This window comes from Methylomonas montana, assembly GCF_030490285.1.
GTDB lineage: Bacteria > Pseudomonadota > Gammaproteobacteria > Methylococcales > Methylomonadaceae > Methylomonas > Methylomonas montana.
Map to the genome: position 1 here is coordinate 2,968,842 of NZ_CP129884.1, position 17,437 is coordinate 2,986,278.

General features: G+C 51.8%; 17 protein-coding genes and 1 tRNA gene. 5 read left to right on the plus strand and 13 right to left on the minus strand.

The window, feature by feature from the left end; genetic code table 11:
• Window positions 1-115: 115 nt before the first annotated feature.
• Window positions 116-1,699 carry a GTPase gene (locus QZJ86_RS13595; protein WP_301670965.1) on the minus strand — a complete coding sequence of 528 codons (1,584 nt, stop codon included), beginning with the start codon at window positions 1,697-1,699 and terminating at the stop codon, window positions 116-118.
• The gene (locus QZJ86_RS13600) at window positions 1,680-3,422 is read right to left on the minus strand and encodes a GTPase (RefSeq protein WP_301670966.1); all 1,743 of its coding nucleotides are present in this window, start codon (window positions 3,420-3,422) and stop codon (window positions 1,680-1,682) included. Before QZJ86_RS13600 ends, QZJ86_RS13595 begins: the two co-directional genes overlap by 20 nt.
• A 117-nt stretch (window positions 3,423-3,539) precedes the next feature.
• Between QZJ86_RS13600 and QZJ86_RS13605 the strand changes: the two genes are divergently transcribed.
• Complete coding sequence (locus QZJ86_RS13605; protein ID WP_301670967.1) at window positions 3,540-3,974, plus strand: DUF6694 family lipoprotein; 435 nt, start codon at window positions 3,540-3,542, stop codon at window positions 3,972-3,974.
• Window position 3,975: 1 nt separating this feature from the next.
• On the opposite strand, the gene QZJ86_RS13610 is transcribed toward QZJ86_RS13605, so the two are convergent.
• From QZJ86_RS13610 to QZJ86_RS13630, 5 genes are all read right to left on the minus strand, one after another.
• Window positions 3,976-4,638, minus strand: coding sequence for a DUF2959 domain-containing protein (locus QZJ86_RS13610; RefSeq protein WP_301670968.1), 663 nt, complete (start codon window positions 4,636-4,638; stop codon window positions 3,976-3,978).
• The gene (locus tag QZJ86_RS13615; RefSeq protein ID WP_301670969.1) at window positions 4,631-5,197 is read right to left on the minus strand and encodes an amino acid kinase family protein; all 567 of its coding nucleotides are present in this window, start codon (window positions 5,195-5,197) and stop codon (window positions 4,631-4,633) included. The genes QZJ86_RS13610 and QZJ86_RS13615 overlap by 8 nt, the downstream gene beginning before the upstream one ends.
• Window positions 5,194-6,567, minus strand: coding sequence for an aminodeoxychorismate synthase component I (gene pabB, locus QZJ86_RS13620; RefSeq protein ID WP_301670970.1), 1,374 nt, complete (start codon window positions 6,565-6,567; stop codon window positions 5,194-5,196). The genes QZJ86_RS13615 and pabB overlap by 4 nt, the downstream gene beginning before the upstream one ends.
• Window positions 6,568-6,650: 83 nt before the next feature.
• Window positions 6,651-7,697, minus strand: a complete 1,047-nt coding sequence (locus tag QZJ86_RS13625; protein WP_301670971.1) for a hydantoinase/oxoprolinase family protein — start codon at window positions 7,695-7,697, stop codon at window positions 6,651-6,653.
• Window positions 7,698-7,705: 8 nt separating this feature from the next.
• A complete protein-coding gene (locus QZJ86_RS13630) occupies window positions 7,706-8,695 on the minus strand; it encodes an ATP-grasp domain-containing protein (protein WP_301670972.1) in 990 nt (329 codons plus the stop codon).
• Window positions 8,696-8,716: 21 nt separating this feature from the next.
• Between QZJ86_RS13630 and QZJ86_RS13635 the strand changes: the two genes are divergently transcribed.
• Entirely contained in the window at window positions 8,717-9,400 is a 684-nt protein-coding gene (locus QZJ86_RS13635; protein WP_301670973.1) for a HisA/HisF-related TIM barrel protein, read from the plus strand.
• Window positions 9,401-9,454: 54 nt separating this feature from the next.
• Here QZJ86_RS13635 and fae read toward each other — a convergent pair whose 3' ends face one another.
• The 5 genes from fae to QZJ86_RS13660 all read right to left on the minus strand — a co-directional run bounded on the left by fae (window position 9,455) and on the right by QZJ86_RS13660 (window position 14,002).
• The gene (gene fae, locus QZJ86_RS13640; protein WP_301670974.1) at window positions 9,455-9,970 is read right to left on the minus strand and encodes a formaldehyde-activating enzyme; all 516 of its coding nucleotides are present in this window, start codon (window positions 9,968-9,970) and stop codon (window positions 9,455-9,457) included.
• An 85-nt stretch (window positions 9,971-10,055) separates the two neighbouring features.
• Entirely contained in the window at window positions 10,056-10,925 is an 870-nt protein-coding gene (locus QZJ86_RS13645; RefSeq protein WP_301670975.1) for a triphosphoribosyl-dephospho-CoA synthase, read from the minus strand.
• Window positions 10,919-11,821 carry an ATP-grasp domain-containing protein gene (locus QZJ86_RS13650; protein WP_301670976.1) on the minus strand — a complete coding sequence of 301 codons (903 nt, stop codon included), beginning with the start codon at window positions 11,819-11,821 and terminating at the stop codon, window positions 10,919-10,921. Before QZJ86_RS13650 ends, QZJ86_RS13645 begins: the two co-directional genes overlap by 7 nt.
• Window positions 11,822-11,909: 88 nt before the next feature.
• Window positions 11,910-12,893 (minus strand): methenyltetrahydromethanopterin cyclohydrolase, encoded by a 984-nt coding sequence (mch, locus tag QZJ86_RS13655; RefSeq protein WP_301670977.1) that lies wholly within the window; start codon window positions 12,891-12,893, stop codon window positions 11,910-11,912.
• A 5-nt stretch (window positions 12,894-12,898) separates the two neighbouring features.
• Window positions 12,899-14,002, minus strand: a complete 1,104-nt coding sequence (locus QZJ86_RS13660) for an ATP-grasp domain-containing protein (RefSeq protein ID WP_301670978.1) — start codon at window positions 14,000-14,002, stop codon at window positions 12,899-12,901.
• Window positions 14,003-14,077: 75 nt separating this feature from the next.
• Here QZJ86_RS13660 and QZJ86_RS13665 point away from each other — a divergent pair.
• Window positions 14,078-14,167 (plus strand) — tRNA-Ser (locus QZJ86_RS13665).
• A 94-nt stretch (window positions 14,168-14,261) separates the two neighbouring features.
• Window positions 14,262-15,068: a DUF6538 domain-containing protein gene (locus tag QZJ86_RS13670; protein WP_320415822.1), complete on the plus strand. Its 807-nt coding sequence runs from the start codon at window positions 14,262-14,264 to the stop codon at window positions 15,066-15,068.
• On the opposite strand, the gene QZJ86_RS13675 is transcribed toward QZJ86_RS13670, so the two are convergent.
• Window positions 15,028-16,080: an IS630 family transposase gene (locus tag QZJ86_RS13675; RefSeq protein ID WP_301670980.1), complete on the minus strand. Its 1,053-nt coding sequence runs from the start codon at window positions 16,078-16,080 to the stop codon at window positions 15,028-15,030. The two genes, QZJ86_RS13670 and QZJ86_RS13675, sit on opposite strands and share 41 nt — an antisense overlap.
• Between QZJ86_RS13675 and QZJ86_RS13680 the strand changes: the two genes are divergently transcribed.
• Complete coding sequence (locus QZJ86_RS13680) at window positions 16,069-17,130, plus strand: site-specific integrase (protein WP_301670981.1); 1,062 nt, start codon at window positions 16,069-16,071, stop codon at window positions 17,128-17,130. The two genes, QZJ86_RS13675 and QZJ86_RS13680, sit on opposite strands and share 12 nt — an antisense overlap.
• The last annotated feature ends 307 nt before the right edge of the window (window positions 17,131-17,437 follow it).

Here is a 17,437-nt window from a genome sequence, read left to right on the forward strand (position 1 = left end):
ACTTTATTAGATGTTGGGCGAGCAAGCGTTTTTCGCTTGTCCACCGAATTGGACGATTTCGCGTGGGCACGAAAAACATATGCCTCCCGGCTAGCTATCAAAATTCAAGTTAATTTCAATCCGCCAACAACACCCTACCCAATAAACTCCCCTTGTCGATCGAGGCAACCGGCTCCGCCGCGCAACGTTCGATCATCGTCAATAATTGCTGTCGCAATAATTCGTTCCGCTGTTGCTCGGCCTGCATCGTCAATTTGATCTCGGCCATCACCGCCGACAAGCCCTGCTGCAAGCCTTTCTGCAAGCCTTTCAACGCCGCCTTCTGCAAGGATGGCTGGATTTTTTTATGCAGGAAAAACGGGATCAGCCAGCTCAGGGCAATCAGCAATACGCTATGAACCGCAAAGTCTGTGCCGAGATAAGCCGTGGCGTCTGCGGCGCTGTGATAGTAGCCGGAGAACACTTGATAACCGACCGCGCCCATTGCCGCCAACGGCAGCAGCGTTTCGCAGATCGCGGTCAGCTTTAATAAAAAGCGCTGGGCGCCGTTGCCGGGCTTGAGCAAAGCCTGGCGGCCGGCCAGTTCGGTCTGGGCGGTAAGATTTTTCTCGGCATTGTCCCGGATGGTTTGCAGCGCGGTTTTTAAAGGCTTGCTGGGGATATTGGCTTGCGCGGCCTGCAATATCAGTTCGTCCAACAGATCGTTCAAACGGTTTTGCGCCCAGTCGTCCCACAGTTTGATCTCGGCTTTTTGGCCAAGGTTTTCCGCCCAGAATTGCGCGAGTTGTTTGATGGGCCAGGCCAAACCCTGCTGCAAGCTGGCTTCCGCATGTTGCCACAGGGCATCCAGATTTTGCAGCAATTGCTGATAATCCTGCCCGGAAAACTCGTCGGCCAGCTGTTGCAAAGCTTGTTGCAATTGCTGCCGGCGAAATTGCTCGCCGCGCAATTCCAGTTGGGCGACGCTGTGCCGGCCGGATAGTTGCCGCAACTGCTCCAGCAATTGCGCAAACTCATCGCCGTCCGGTTCGCTGCAACTGGTACGAAAGATCAAGGGATCGCTAAAACCGGCCTTGCCCAGCTGCTTTTTAAAGTCGTCGTATTGCACCGGCTGGCCACGATCCCACTGGTTCATCACAAACAACCAGGCATGTTTAGCACCTTCCGCCAACAACAACTGCCAGGCCTTGTTGTCGCGGTAGCGTTCCGGGCTGACCACGTAAAGCAAGACGTCGATATGCGGCAGCCACTCCAAAACCAAGCGTTTGTTACTGAGTTCGACGCTGTCGAAATCCGGCATGTCGATCCAGACAATATGACTATTGGCTGCGTCGTTATGCTGGCTGATCTTGATGCTGTCCAGTGGCAAGCCGGCCGGCAGTTTATTGATCGCCAGACTCTGATGGTGATACAGCGTGACTTCTCGCGAGGTAGGCCTTTCGATGCCGGCTCTGGCAATCGCTTGGCCGGCCAAGCGGTTTAATAAGCTGCTTTTGCCGACGCCGGTGCCGCCCATGAAGGCAACGATCAGCGGCCGCGCATCCGGATCGGAAACGCTGGCGGCGAATAGATTGTCGGCGCTGCGCGTGTCTATCGTCGTCAATAACTGCGCTCGTTTGGCGCTCAGGCGGCCTTCGGCTTGCGCGGCTGCCGCCCATTGCCGGGCCTGCGTCAACAATTCAGAGTAATCGTAAGCCATGTTTCTTCTCTTTCAGCGCCTGTTCCGCCTGTGACAAAAGTTGTTCGGAAATATTGAAGCGGGTTTGCGACTGCACGCCTTGCGGCAGCAAATACAGGCGCTGTTTCAGGCAAGCCTCGAACAGCGCGGTTTTGACGGTATTGAGCTGATGTTGTTTTAACTCGGCTTCGACTTTATGCATATAACTGCCGATGGCGCTTTCCGCCAACAAGGAGGTAATGGTCAACATCAACGGCGTGATCACCAGATCGTGAATGCCAATGCCGCCAGCCTGAATCGCCAGTAACAACGCGCCGGCATCGGTGGTGACGCGAGTGGCGCGCAGGCTGTTCAAAACTATCGGTTGCTCTTGCAGTTTCAGATACAAGCGCTGAGCGGAAGCCTCGACATCCTGCTGAAAATCGCTGTGATAGTCGCTGACCGCCTGGCGATAGGTCTGCAATAAATCGGTGCGCTTCTGTCGGAGCGCCATTGCGGTTTCCTTCCACCAGCGGCTGTCGGCCGGTTCGGTTTCGGTTCTTTCCAGCAAACGGTCGGCCAGCTGGATCATCAGATGCTCGCCCAACTGATTCAATACCGCCAATTCCTGATTGGGATTGATGGTCGAGCGGCCGCCGCCCAATTCGAATAATTTGCGAAACGGCCAGGTCATCGCTCGCCGAGTTTTGCCTAATGCTTTGGCGATACCGGGAATTTCCAGCAGTGTCAGCAGATTTAATAAGGCGTTTTGAAAGGTTTCGTAATGATGCGGGTGGTTCAAGTAGTCGCGCTGGTATTCCTTGACCGCCTGCGCCAGACATTGATCGACCAAAGTCTGCCAATGCCGTTGGGCATGATGCTCGGCAAACACCGGCTCCAACCATGGCAGCCAGTAGCGATTCAGCAATTGCTGCTGCCGGCCACCATGTTTGCTACGCGAGACTTTCTTGGCCAGCTCGGTTAACGCTCGCTCCGCCGACGCCGGCCAGCTCGGCACAGCTGGGGCTTTTTGGAACAATAGCGGCACCACGACCGGCAAAGGGTCTTGGCGGGTTTGCAACCATTTTTGCCGCAGCGAATCCAGAATCACCGGTTCGCTGCCTTCGTTGAGTTTATTGACGCAAATCAGCGTCGGTTGCTGGAAAACCTCAATGGCTTTCATCATTTCCCAGACCGATTGGTCGGCGTATTTTTCCTTACTCACCACCAGCACGACGATGTCGGCCAAGGCGATGGTGCGAATCACACCTTCCCGATAATCGGCGGCATCGATCGAATCGAAATCCGGGGTATCCCAACAAACGCTAGCCGGCAATAGCGGCGATGCACCGGCGCTCTGGCTCAACGAAAAACAGTCGTATCGGCTCGGCCGCAACTCGGCCCGGTCCAGACACTGAAAGCGGCCGAAATAATGTTGCAGGCCGTCGCAATCGTCCGGTGTCAGGCCATGACAAAACCCTTGGGCCTGCACCGTGTAACCGGCCAGCGGGCTGACGCCGGCCGCATTGGCGTTGAGCAATAAGTTAACAACAGAACTTTTACCGGCCTGCGTCGGCCCGATCACGGCGATTTGCAAAGGAAAGCCAGGATGGCTTTCCAACAGCTCGCCCTTGCGAATGAAGGCCTCGCCGTGCAGCAGTTGTTCGATACGTTGTTGATAATCCAGATACTGGGGATTTTTTTTATCCAGCTGAAGTAACACGCTTTGGTAACGCTGTTTGAGAAGTTGGATAAATTCCAGCATGTGGTAAGCTTGTGTTTTTTTAATTACCGAGTAATTTGGTTTGTTTGGTAACCCGCGTTGCAACCATTATAAATACAAAATTCGGGTTTGTTTATTTAGCCACTGGGGGGCTGCATCATGAAAAAAGCATCTACTGTTATGGTTTTTTTGCTCTGTGCGTTATTGGCCGGTTGCAATAAAAGCAACCAAATCAACGGCAGCAGTTTAAAAACAGTCAACAGATCGATAAGCCAAATCAAGGAAAAACTGCCGCTGGATCAGCGTATCGAATTCGAAGTGTCTTTCTGGACCTTACGCGATGAAATCCGTAATAACAAGGAGTTTTTGGACGCTATCGACGGCAAAACACCGGAACAGCTGATAGATGCCGGCAAGGAACTGTTTAACAAACGCAAAGCCGCTGGCGCCAAGGACTACCAACAATACGCCAACTGGGACCAAATGATCGCCCAATATTCGCAAGAACGTATCGATCAAAACCGCAAAAAAACCCCTGACGCCCGCGATAAAAATCCACCGGCTCGGATCGATTACAAAATGCACTCCATGTAATCTACTTGCGCAACACCGGGGCCGGCAGTTGCTTCTGTTCCACCAGAACCGTGACAAACTGGCTGGCCTCGCTGATGGTTTTCTCCATCACCTCGATCAATCTGGAAATATCCACGCCTATCTCGACAAATTCATGCCGCAACGCCGCTATCGCGTGGGCGTTAAGGTTGTGCTTTAAAAACAAGACCTGATCCTGAAACGCCGCCAATACCGGATGCATCCGGGTTTCCGCGGTCTGCAAGGCTTTCAATAAACGCGCGTATTGCTGGCGGGATTTTTTCAATTGCTGCTGGCTGCGCGCCTTCAAGGCCCGGTTGCTATACAAAGCCAACTCTGCTTCCCACTCCGCAAACAAGGCTTCGCTGATGTCTTCCACCGCCTGAATCCGCTGGCTGACTTGATCGGCTTTGCCGCGACATAAATCGTAACGTCGCTTGAGTTGTTGATAGCGTTGTTCCAGTGAACTGTCCGGCAGGCTGACGATGCTTTTGAATTTATCCAGCGCATCGACAAATTGATCTCGGCTTTCCTTCAAGCTCTCGCAAGCCTGCCCCACCTGCACCACCACGATGTCGCGCTTTTGGTGCCCCAGCAAGGACTCGCGACTTTGATAATAGGCCTTGCGCAAACGCTTGTTCAGAATGGCTTTGATAAAATTAATCATGGCAGGACAAGAAACGGTCTTTATTGATCACGGTGATTTTGTAGTTAGCCTGGGCGGTGAAACGCTGGAAAGCCGCATCGAGGATGCCTTGCTGCTGCAAGCCCTGCAAATTGGTGGGGACGGGAATCTGCGCCGATTTAACAATGATCAGTTCCTCTGCGTCGATACGGCCAGCCAGCCACGCGGCCAAACTATCGGAAGTAACATCCCAGCTGGCGGCTATACCGGCCTCATCCAATTGCTCGATTTGCGGAGACCAAATCAGAACAGACTGCATTTGACCGGCTGAGCTTAGCCTGCCAACGTCGCTAATGAGGGCATATTCAGGTCTTAAGCTATGCATCAACAAGGCCATTTGCTGCATCGCCAGAATCGCCATCCGATGCGCAGCGACATCGTCGAAATGCCACTGACTTTGCGCGATGCGCACTTGCTCGGCAAACGGTCCACCGCCCGGCACGATCACGACCGGCCCGGTATAGTGATCGACCGCCGCCAGACAGGCCGGCAAGGCCGCCGTTTCCAGCAAGCTGCCGCCCAGTTTGATCACCCGGCTCATGCGCTAAACTGCTGCAGCAATTGCAGTAAAGCGGCGGCTTTATCGAAACATTCCTGATATTCCTCGTCCAGTTGCGAGTCGTTGACGATACCGCCGCCCGCCCAAAAGCGTATGGTGCCATGGTTGTGGACCAGGGTACGGATGGCGATATTGGTATCCATATTGCCGTCGAAACCGATGTAACCGATCGCGCCGCAATAAATGCCACGCCGGTGCGGCTCCAGTTCCTCGATGATTTCCATCGCTCGAATTTTCGGCGCGCCGGTAATCGAACCGCCCGGAAAACAGCTGCGCAATAAATCGATGGCATGTTGGCCGGCGGCCAGTTGCCCGGTCACCGTGCTGACTAGATGATGGACGGTGGCATAGCTTTCCACCGCGAACAAGCTCGGCACCCATACCGAGCCTTTCTGACAACTCTTACCCAAATCGTTGCGTAACAGATCGACGATCATCACGTTTTCGGCCCTATCCTTGGTACTGGATACCAGGGCTTCTATCTGCGCCTGATCGGCTTCCCGAGTACTTTTGCGCGGCCGGGTGCCTTTGATGGGCTTGGTTTCCACCGCCCCGTCCGTTACTTTTAAAAACCGTTCCGGCGAGGAACTCAACACTTGCACATCGGGGAAATTCAGATACGCGCTGAATGGTGCGGCGTTGATCTGCCGCAAGACCTGATAAGCTTGCCAGGGCTGGCCCTGACAAGGACTCTCGAAACGCTGGGTCAGATTAATCTGATAGCAATCGCCTTCTTTCAGATAATGTTTGATACGCTGAAAAGCCGTGGCGTACGCCGCCCTATCCATATTGGCGAGCGGCGCTTGCAGCACTTTGAAGTCTTCGGTTGTCGCCGGCTGGGTAATCGCGCTGAATTCAGCGATCAGCCTTTGCCGTTCGCTTTCCGGTAAGTCATAACTAACCAGCCAGCTTTGCCGTTGCTGATGATCGACGATCAGCGCCCATCGGTAAATGCCGACCGCCATCTCGGCCAGATTTTCCGTATCGTCGGCCAGCGCCGGCAAGCGTTCGATGCGCCGAGCCAAATCGTAAGCAAAATAGCCGATCGCCCCGCCGTTGAACGGCAAACCGTCGACGCTGGCTAACGGCGTGCCCAGCTGTTGTTTCAATAACAGAAATGGATCGGCTTGGCTTTCGGTCACTACGCCGTCGCGCGCGATGCGGGTGATGTTGCCGTGGGTTTGCAGGGTCGCTATCGGCGCGTAAGCGATGATGTCGAATCTATCCTGCCGGCTATGAGGCTGGGCGCTATCCAGAAACACCGCCCAAGGTCTTTCCGCAAGAGGGGCAAATAATTGTGCGCTGTCCGGAAAATACGGCAGCGACTGTTTAATGGGTTTTGCTAAAGGCATTAAAGGGGGATGCTAATAAGCGGCCGGAATGTGCCACAAGGACATGATTTGCAATACGCCGATTTTAACCCAGCCAAGCGGCTTTAACCAAACCCGCCGGCTAGATAAGCTACGGCGGCAGCCGGCGCGCAGTCGGCGGCGTCGATAGTCTGGTTTTTATCGGTTGCTGGCAGCAACTCGGTAAAGTCCAGATAATCAACTCCTAAATCCCAGGCAATATCGCGCGCCAAGAACCGGCCGACGCCGGCACCGACTAATTTGATTGCCGCATGATCGCCGGCCAACCGGATTTGCCTAGCACAGGCCTGATAGATTTTATCTATTTGTTTGGCTTTCAGATGCTCGGCAAAGGCTCGCCATAAAGGCAGATCGCTCTCGCAGAACTCGTAACCGGTTAGCCGCGACAGCCGCCGCGCGCTAGCCAGCACGGATTTTTCGGCGCCATCGGCGGTGTCGCTCTGGTCGTGCGCTTCGTTCAAGTCGCCGGTCAAACGATACACATCGGCCATCGTCGCGAAATACTCGGCCATCAAGCCCATCGGTTGGCCGTTGAATTCCGCATCCGGCGCGATAGCCATCACCGCGGTACGGATAATGCCGGTATACACCAGCTCGCCAGACACCAAGCGCTGATAATCGGTGAATCCCTGCACCTTGAGTTGATGCTTTTCAATCAGCAAAATATCGGTAGTGGTACTGCCTATGTCCACAAACAAGGCATTCGGCAATCGCTTGGCCACCAGTAATAGACTGGCTAACCAGTTCGCGGAGGCAATGTCCATGCAATCGGCCGGCTGAATTTGCGCGACCGATAAAAAACCACGCAGGCCGGTAAAGACCATCACCCGCTCGACGTCGAAATGCTCACAAACGGCCTGAACAATAGCCTTGACGCCTTGCTCGCGACTGGTAAAGCAATCCACCAATTCGCCGGTCATCGTCACGGCATGATGGCAATCTTGCAAATCGAATTGGCCAGCGAATTCGGTCAGAGTGCGATGCAGATAATCCACGCCCTTCCACAGTGGACAAGCTTGTTGAGCAACTGCGATGATTTGGCCGGATGCATTCAACAACGCCAACTTGACGTGCGCGCCGCCAATATCCCAACCTGCAATCGGTTTATTCATGGTTTCCTTTAATTGATACTGACCAGAACCGCTTCATTGCGACTAGCCTGCAAAATCGGTTCGGCGCGACGTAAGCGTAAAACCTGTTCGGCAACGTTAATGCCGGTCGCTTGCCGGATACCGACGTAAGAACTGGTCAGGCGCGGATTGATTTCCAATACCAGCGGCCCATGTTCGGCGTTCTCGATGATGTCGATACCGATATACCCCCATAAATCCGGCATGGCTGCGGCGATCCGCTTGACTAGGTTTCGATAAAAATCCCACTTATCGGTTTGAACATTGACCAAGCAGCCCTGCAAACTAAAGCGGTCATTTTCCAAAACAATTTCCTGATGGTTATAGCAAATAAGCCAAGCCTGACCATGCCTGAACAAACAGGACAGGCTGGCGGCTTGACCGTCGAGATAAGGTTGCAAAACATAGCGTTGCGGTTCGCTCAATTCAGCAACGGCGGTCGGCAATTGTTCGGCATTGATCACAACACTATCCATGCAGCCAACGCCGTCGGCCATTTTGACAACGATATTCTCGCCTAGATCGGCAGCGCCATCATTAAGCAAACGGGTTTCCACAAGCGGAATCGCCCACATTCTCAACATTTGGTGGGTCACATATTTATCGGCGCAGATTGCCAGCGCAGCAGGATGGGATAACAAAACTTCGACATTCGCATCGGCGGCCAACTCGGCCAAGCTTTGCAAAATACCGTCGCTTTCCGGCGCAATCGGCCAAAATAAATCAGCTTCAATCAGCAAATCCGCCAACAAGCTGGTGATGTCACAATCCGAACTGACCGTTACCGTTTCAGAATCCGACAGCAAGGCCGGCATATTGCAGCGCGCATCCAGCGGCACACAAAGCTGAATGTCGTCCAGACACTTCAGTTCGGCAAGCAAAGCCTGTAACATCATGCCGCCTTCCGCAGCCAGCGACGCCGGCAATGTCTGCCCTGCGAACCCGCCGCCGGTAATGTATTCAAACACCAGAATTTTCAATTATAAAACTCGCTTAACCTAATGCAGATTATTCCAGTCATTGATTTGAAAGACGGCCTGGTAGTCCATGCCAGCGGCGGCGACCGCAGCCGTTATCAGCCCGTGCATTATTCTTCTCGATTGTGTGAAAGCAGTGAGATAGCCGAAGTCGTAGCCAGTTTTTTAAATCTGTATCCATTCCAAACGTTTTATATTGCAGACCTCGACGCTATTAGCGGCAACGGAAATCACCATGACGCCATCGGCAAACTGCTATGCAATTATCCGAGCGTGGAGTTTTGGCTGGATAACGGCAGCCGCTATCCAGCCGTGTCCACCGCTACTCAACCTGGCAATTACAAACCGGTCATCGGCACCGAATCACAAGCTCAACCGGTCTCTTTAACTCAAGCCGATCTGATCCTATCGCTGGATTTTAAACATAACCAGGCATTGGGTCATCCCGCTTGGCTAGAAAGCCCCGAACTCTGGCCGAACACCGTCGTGGTGATGACGCTGGATTTGGTCGGCAGTAATAACGGCCCAGACTTTGAGAAGCTAGGCAGACTGTGCAACAAGCATCCCGATAAACGTATCGTCGCGGCCGGCGGCGTTCGCGATCTTAGCGATCTAGTGCGCCTGAAAACAATCGGCATTGCTGCGGTGTTGCTGGCCAGCTCTCTACATAACGGCAGCATCGATGCCGCCGTGCTGGAAAAATTTTAGACAAAAAAATACCCCGGCAAGCCGGGGTATTTTAGGCACCCAAAATTTAAAAAATTAAACTTTGTTTGGCGCGAATGGGTGTGAAGCGGTTTTTCTAGCAGCCAAAACTTCAGCAGCAGTTGGAGTACCGGCAACGGCACGTGCAATCGCTTCTTTGGTGGCTTTGTAGTTGAATTCTTCGATTTTTGCATCGTCTTCAGCCAACCAGTGGATGAAAACACCTACAGAAATGAACAAATCATCAGCTTCGGCAGCAGGGATGATACCTTCTTCAACAGCGTCTGCAACCGCTTGAGCTACTGCGCGTTGAGCTGGTCCAAACATTTGAACAGCTTGTTTAGAACCTTTGATGGTTACTTTGTTGAACAGGATAGTTGCTGGTTTAACCAACAGGTTAGGTGCAACAACAGCCAACAGAGTTGAGAAACCATCTTTGTTGTTGGTCAAAGCGTTTGCGAATGCAGTTTCAGCTGCTGAGCCGCGTGGGCCAATGATCAAATCGATGTGAGCAATTTCGTTGCCTTCACCAACCAAAGATTCGCCAACACGCAAGTTATTGATTTTTGCCATTTTAAATTTATCCCCTAAAGATAAGATTGAACCAAAAAATTAGACATGTTTATGTCTCTAGATTGTAGTTTCTGCCTAGATCCCTCTATCGCTCACCAGCCAATTTCTGACCGATCAGCTGTTCCAGAAGCACCACCAGTACCGTCGCTACAGTTATGTCAGCTGTTGTACCCGGATTGATTCTTTGCGCCTTAAAAGCTCTGTCCAGATCATACAATACCGGCAAAAGCTCTTGAGGCTCACAGGCTGTTTGCATCGCTCTGTCGAGCATTTCCATTTCAGCCTTGATCCACTCTGAATACCGCTTTCCATACTTCCGCTCAATATGACTATCGGGATATTGAGCCAACGTAGCGGCAAAAACCGCTAACGCAGCCCAACCACAATCGCCAGACAAAACGAAAGCACGATTATATCGCAAAACGCTAAAATCAAAAACGTCTTTAAAAATTGTTGTGTATTGCAGCGCGATTCTATCCTTGTCGGCGGCAAACGCCATGGCTTCGGTCAGCGTTACATCGGCGGGTTTCTGCACGTCGTGTTGCGCTGATTCCCCCAAACCGGCGGGAGCGGCCAAGGTGACCGCTTTAAAGACCCAATCGGCATCCTCGCGGCTTGTATTTTCCAGTAATTGCCGTAAACCATCGCGCAAATTCTCGCCGATCGCCAGCTTAGCAGCGACCTGCAACAAGGGTGCGCACAACAGAATAATGCCTAAATTGGTATTGCACGCCACCGCTTCGCGGGTTGCCTTGACTGCGTAATAAATTTTTTCGCCCAAGCCGTATTCCGGATTGGTGATCGGCTCGCTGCTGACGCAAGCGCTGACGCGGAAATCTTCGACCGTCATATCGTCGGCGGCGCTATAAACGCTGACGTTCCCCGGCTTGAAGGCTTGCAGCTCGATTTCACAGGCTTGCAGATAAACGTCCATCAATTGCTGCCTGCTTAGCATATTTTGCCGCCCTCACCGTAACGGTCGAGCAAATCCGCAACCAGGCATTCGGCGATATTAATATCGCAAACGCTTTGCAAGCCTTTCCAGGCCGGCACGCTGTTCACTTCGATTATCCGGTAACAACCGTCTACATCCTGAATAATATCCACACCGGCATAATCCATTTTTAACGCGGCGACCGCAGCAATCGCTAGTTCCGCCAAAGCCGACTCCAACTCAATACATTCGCAAGAGGCGCCTCTGGCCACATTATTCAGCCAGGAAATTCCGCGCCGACGCATCGCAGCAATCGCCCTGCCGTTGATCACAAACACCCGCACATCGGAATATCCGTCGCCCGCACATTCGACAAAGCGCTGCAAATAATAAATACCGCGACTGCTGGTCAACCACAACAAATCGGTGGATTTTTCGATACGCCGAATTCCCTCGCCTTGCGAACCAAACAATGGCTTACTGATCAGATAGTGTCCTTCGCGTAACTGCTGCTCGGCAACCGCCAACGCTTCGTCGCGATCCCGCAGCACCCAGGTCAAAGCGGTCGGCAAATCGGCGTGCTGCAATAAAAAACTGGTCATGCCCTTATCGACGCTGCGCTCGATCGCGCCGGCATCGTTATAAACCGGTACACCTAATATTTTTAAGGCGTGTAAAACATCCAGATAAAACACCACCTCTTCCAGCGAACCGCCAGGCACACCGCGCACGAAAACTGCCGACGGCAATTCTTGCTCAAAACCAGGAATAATAATGGGCAGGTCGGCAACCGTTAACTGCAATTTGCAGGCAGTCAGCGAGACATATTCGGCGGCATAGCCGCGTTCAGCAAAAGCCAGGCACAACTGCTTGCCATGCCAACCGGGATCGTCGGTGATAATTGCAATTCGGCGCAAGGGAATGTGTTACGAGTGAAGTTGACGAAACAAGCTAACGGACTTTGCGACGCAAAACCCGTTAACTGTCGAAGAGCGTTAGAGCGAATTAAGCTCCGAACGAAAGATCGAGCAAGGCATTATCCAGTTTACCGGCGCGGAAACTTTTGCCGGACTCGACTGCGGTAACAATGACGCTAGCCGGGCTAAACAACATCGCATCGACTTTGAAGAAATCGTATTCGTAGGCTTTGAAAATATCTGCGAACGGTTTGCCGTAATCTTTCGATGTCGAGCTTGGCAATTCCTTGGCCAATTTTTCCGCCGCTTCGTCGCTGCCTTTCACAAACAAATGTACCTGACCGGCAAACAAAATCGCGTCGTTGGTCCGCCCCATCGCTTTAACGAAATTAGGATGCGGCGGGCAAATTGGCGCACTGCCGGAACCGTCGACGATGTTTTCCAACGGGAAATGCAATGCGTGGGCTTTGTGCATCGCCACTTCCAATACCCGGCCGACGACTTGTACGCCGCCGGCCAGACTGCTGGTGGGCGTCACGATGATGGTCAAATTGGCAGGCGATACACCGCAAGCCGCCGCGACTTTTTCGACGATTTCCAGCGGCGGCAACGCGTCGTTTTCGATGACTAGCGCGGTTTGCTCCGCGCTATCGCGGTATTCCAGTTCTTTATAAAGTTCTTCCACCGGCTCGACCGCGCCATCTTTCAGTTTGGTGGCCATAGCCCGCGCCGGACCGGAACCTAACGCATAATATTTGCCGTGCGACAAACTCCAGCCCGCGTATTGACTGCCCAGACAAGACAATACCGGGTTGCTGGCGTGTACATTAATCGTCAGCGGCCAATTAGCAGTGTAGGCACTTTGCGAAATCGTCGCGGTACCCAAACCGCCCATGCAGATTTCGGTAATAATCCGTCCGGCTTCCAGACCGCCCGGCACTTTGATACCCGCATCGATAATGGTGCAGCCGTTTTCCAGCTTTTCGATGCCCAACCGTAATTTATCCGCATTATCCAGCAGTTGTCGAACCAAGGGCTGGGAAAGTTTATTGACGCTTGCCTGGTATTGCATGAGTTTTAAAGACCTGTTTCCAAAAGATTTGCAAGGATGCGTTGTTGGCGATGCAGCGTGTCTCGCACCTGCCCCGAATTTTTTCCGGTGGCAATAATACTGCATATCGGCTCGCCTGTGGCAACAATTGCACCGGGATTCGGCCTGTCCACCGCCCATGCCGGCCATTCCAGTCGTTCGGAAATCGTCACAGGTTTTTGCGCATAAACGATCTGATAAGCACTTGGCCAGGCAGATAATTCGACACCGTCACCAAGTCGATCGAAACAGGCTTGCAGATGTTTGATTAACACCGATTTGCCGTAAAGCTGGGCGCTGGCGGAAATCCGTGCATTGATTTCCAGCACATAGCAATTACCCCCATTGAGGATAAAATCCAGACTATTCAGCCCTTGCAAACCATAGTCAGCGGACAATTTTACCACCCACCCCTCTATCAACCCTCGCACTCGTTCCGGAACCTCGGCATGATTAGCAATCCCGCCGAATGTAAACGGATGCTCACTATCGCAATCGTCAACCCACTGTTCGTTAAAACCGATCAGTTCAACCCCGCCGCGACTCGCCGCAAACAACACCGACATCGAACGACCGTCAATATAACGCTGCCAATAGCCGCTGCCGGGCTCGGTACTCGTATCAATGCGGCTTATGCCCAAGCCACCCTCGCCCTGCCACGGTTTTAGCAACCAATCACCGTTATCGTCGGGTCTTGTGAAAACCACATCCGGATGCGGAATCGACAGCGATACCAGCCGGGCAAAGAAATCGCGTTTATCTTGTACACATTGAAAAGTATTGGCTGAATTCCCGCATATCCGCCAATACCTTTCCAGATAATTCAGGGTTTCCCGATAGGTTTCCAAACCGCTACCGTAAAGCAAATCAGTAATACCATAAGCCTGCCGCACCGATTCCACAGCGGTTCTTATGTCATCCAAGGCCAGCGACGACACCTGGTAAGTCTGTTTTGCCATTTGCCGAGTATCGCTATCGGCAAAGCAATCGATAGCCACCACTTCACACCCTGCATCGACGCACATTTGCACCAGCATCCGCGCCGATTTAGCAATGACTAACAAACACTTAGGTACTAACAATGGCTGCATTCGATTAACGCGTAAAATTCGATTGGCAAAAAACGCTGGATTTTAAAAAATTTTCTGTAATAATACAGGGCTGTTGGAGAGCTGGCTGAGCGGTCGAAAGCGGCGGTCTTGAAAACCGTTGAAGGTTTATCCCTTCCTGGGGTTCGAATCCCTAGCTCTCCGCCATTCTTTCGCAGGCTTGTCTAAGTCATTGACAAGCCTGCAACTTCGTTGATTTCTAGGCTCTTTCGCCGCGCTTAACAAGCTTTGCTACAGCGCGATGATACAGGCAGAGCCGCAATTGTCCAATTACCCGCATATTCACAGGCGCCGAGATACGTTGTATTTTCGAATGTGGGTTCCTACGCGCATTCGCCCCGTATTAGGCGTCAGAGAGTTAACCCAATCGCTAAACACCCAAAGCTATAAAGACGCCCTACCACTGGCTTACAAACTGGCTAGCGAGGCAAAAATACTGTTTTTCTACATTGATGCTGCCATGAGCCGCGAAGAATCCCAAGACGACATTGACGAAAACTTTCTCAGACAAGCGATTGAAGAGATTGAAGCCGATGAAGCCATAGAAAAAGCGCGCTTGAAGCTCGTAAAAGCCCGTCAGCAAGCCGCCCGTGATGAAAGGGCTAAGATAGCTAAAGATGCCAAAATTGAGGCGCTTGAGAATGAAAATATGGAGCTTCACCGCAAGCTTCGAAAGGAAACCGACCTTGCAAAAGCAATGGGTGAACTTGAGGCTTACCGCAAGGTAATTGGCAATCAGCTAATCTTACCAGCAACACAAAGCACTCCTCCTGCCCCCGATACTCAAGCAGCCAAGAAGACAAGCAAGGCGCCAGCGCTCTCTGTGATGTTTGAAGAGTTCGTAAGGCAATACAAAGGCGATGGCAGTAAGGACGGCGAAGCAAATAAGACAAAACTGAACGCTTTTGGTGGCTTGTTCACCAGCTTCTTAGGTAGCAAGCAAATAGATCAGATTACACAAAAAGAAGTTAATGACTTCTTCCGATTATTGATTATTAACCCGGCCCCTAAATACCCTGGGCTGCGTATATCGCAGCAGGGTGTTTAAAGTAAGAGGCGACATGATTCGGTAGGGTTGCAATACGACTCATGAACGCCAGCGCTTTTTCAAGCAACTCTGCGGTATTTTGGCTGACCGGCCCACTGCGGAGTGCTGTCTTGAAGTCCCGATTGAGATATTCATCAGGATTCGATTCCGGCGCATACGGCGGCAGAAACACCAACTCAATCCGCTCTTGCTTGTCCTGTAACCATTCGCTGACTTGTTTGGCATGGTGGACACGCAGGTTGTCGACCACCAGAAAGATTTTGCGGGGCGCGCCTTCGATCAAGCGGGAGAGAAATTCCAGAAATCGCGCGGTATTAATCGAACCTTCGACGATTTGGAAAGCCAGTTCCCCCCGGGCGGAAATCGCTGAAATCATCGATAGTTTGTGCCAACGCGTCGACGTCTTCAGTACCGGTGTCTGGCCTTTGGGGGCATAGCCTCGAATCCAATGCGCGTCTTCTTTAACGGCGGTCTCATCGCCCCATAATATCGTGGCGTTTTCGGCTTTGGCTCTAGCCAACACCTGAGGGTAGGTCTGCTCTAACCAGGTAGCGACTTTGACAGGATCTTGCTCCAGGGCGCGCTTGATCGGCCGTTGCGGGGTAAAGCCCCAACGCTTGAGATATTTACCAACCAGACGATCCTGCATCTCTACCCCAAAGCGCTCCCGGATGAGCGCCTTGATCGCAGGTCGCGTCCATAAGGCAAACGGCAGTTTCAGTTGCTGCGGGCATTCACCCACGATTTGGTCACGCAACCAGCATTCGTCCGCCATCGTCAGCTTGCGCCCACTGCCCAACCGACGTCCTCGGCTTTTTTCCTGCAAAGCGCCTTCGCCTCCTTTACGGGCTCGAGCCAGCCACTCTTCAATGGTTCGATGGTGAACCCCGGCAACCGCCGCTAACTCTTTCAGGCTCATGCCGGACTGCTTGCGTAAACGAATCACCATTTGGCGCAACAACACTCGCCCTTCAACCGTTAATTTTCGCGCATCAATTTTATGTTTGTCCATGCGCTTATTTTATCAAATTACAGGGTATTTGTGGGCCGGATTAATAACTACCCTGGTGGCAGAGGCGGCCAGACACCGGCTTTTAAGAAAATGACTTTTCGCGAACGTATCGAACACGCCAAAAAATCTAAGGACCCGCTGATAGCACCTAAAACATTCAAATCCTATGTCAGCTCCGCTAACCTGTTCTTTGAATATCTCGCGCTACACCATGAAGAGCTGAATATTCAGCTATCCACAAAGCACATTGACTACAACAAGCTCGGCGGCGCTCGCGAGGCTGGCGAAGACAAACAACGATCCCTAAAGACTGCCGAAGTTGAACAGTTATTGAATCATGAGTTAATGCGCGACTATCTGACAAAAGAAAAATCGGTCTGCAAATTCTGGCTGGCAATGATCGGATTGTTTACTGGCGCTCGTGTAAATGAGATATGCCAACTCAACCCAAAGCACGACATTGTGAAAGATATTGATAGCGGCGTATGGTTTTTCAATTTTACTGAAGAAACCGAAGGCGGCGAAGGCGTTGAGAAATCACATAAAAACGAATCAAGCCGCCGAAAAGTCCCGATACACCCCACGCTGACAACCTGTGGATTCGAAGATTACCTCCACAAGATACAGTCAGCTGGACACGATAGAATTTTCAATCAATGGAAGCCGAAAGACGGCAAGGCAAGCTACTACGCCGAAGAGTTTTTTAGGGATTACTTACGCGACACTGGGCTTAGAGACGAGACCCTCAAAAAGAAAGTCTTGGGCATGCACTCGCTTCGATCAACCTTTATTAGCCACCTCATTAAGTGTCTGATGGATAATGGCCATAAAAAGCATGAAGCGGCAAAATTAATTCAGCCGCTTGTCGGTCACACTGAAGGAACGCTTGACGAAAACGGTAAAGATGTCGGCATGACATTGAGCTATGCCGACAATGACATCATCGAGAACGTGGACAGCAAATTATGTGATTTGGCTGCAGTTATCAAACACCTTGATTACGGTATTAAATTTCCCAGCCCTATCAAAAACGCGCCACTGCGGCCCTGAATCGTTGTTGCTTTGCCCGATAAGTGCGCCGGCATGATTGATTGTGAAGGTCGTGGTCTCACCAATTGGGATTCCGGCTAGTCAGTCGGTGATTGTTTTGATTTGTTGTTTTGGATTACACCTGTTTTTTGTAGGAAATCTCAATATATCAGAGGCAAGCCCATGAGATAATCTATGCAAAAGATTACTCAACTTCAGCTAATGAGATGGAACTCGATGTTCCTAAACTAGCAATTCAATTCAATATGAAATGGTTTAATGAAACCGGACACTTCTAAAGGCAGATTTTATACTGTCAGTGGAGGTG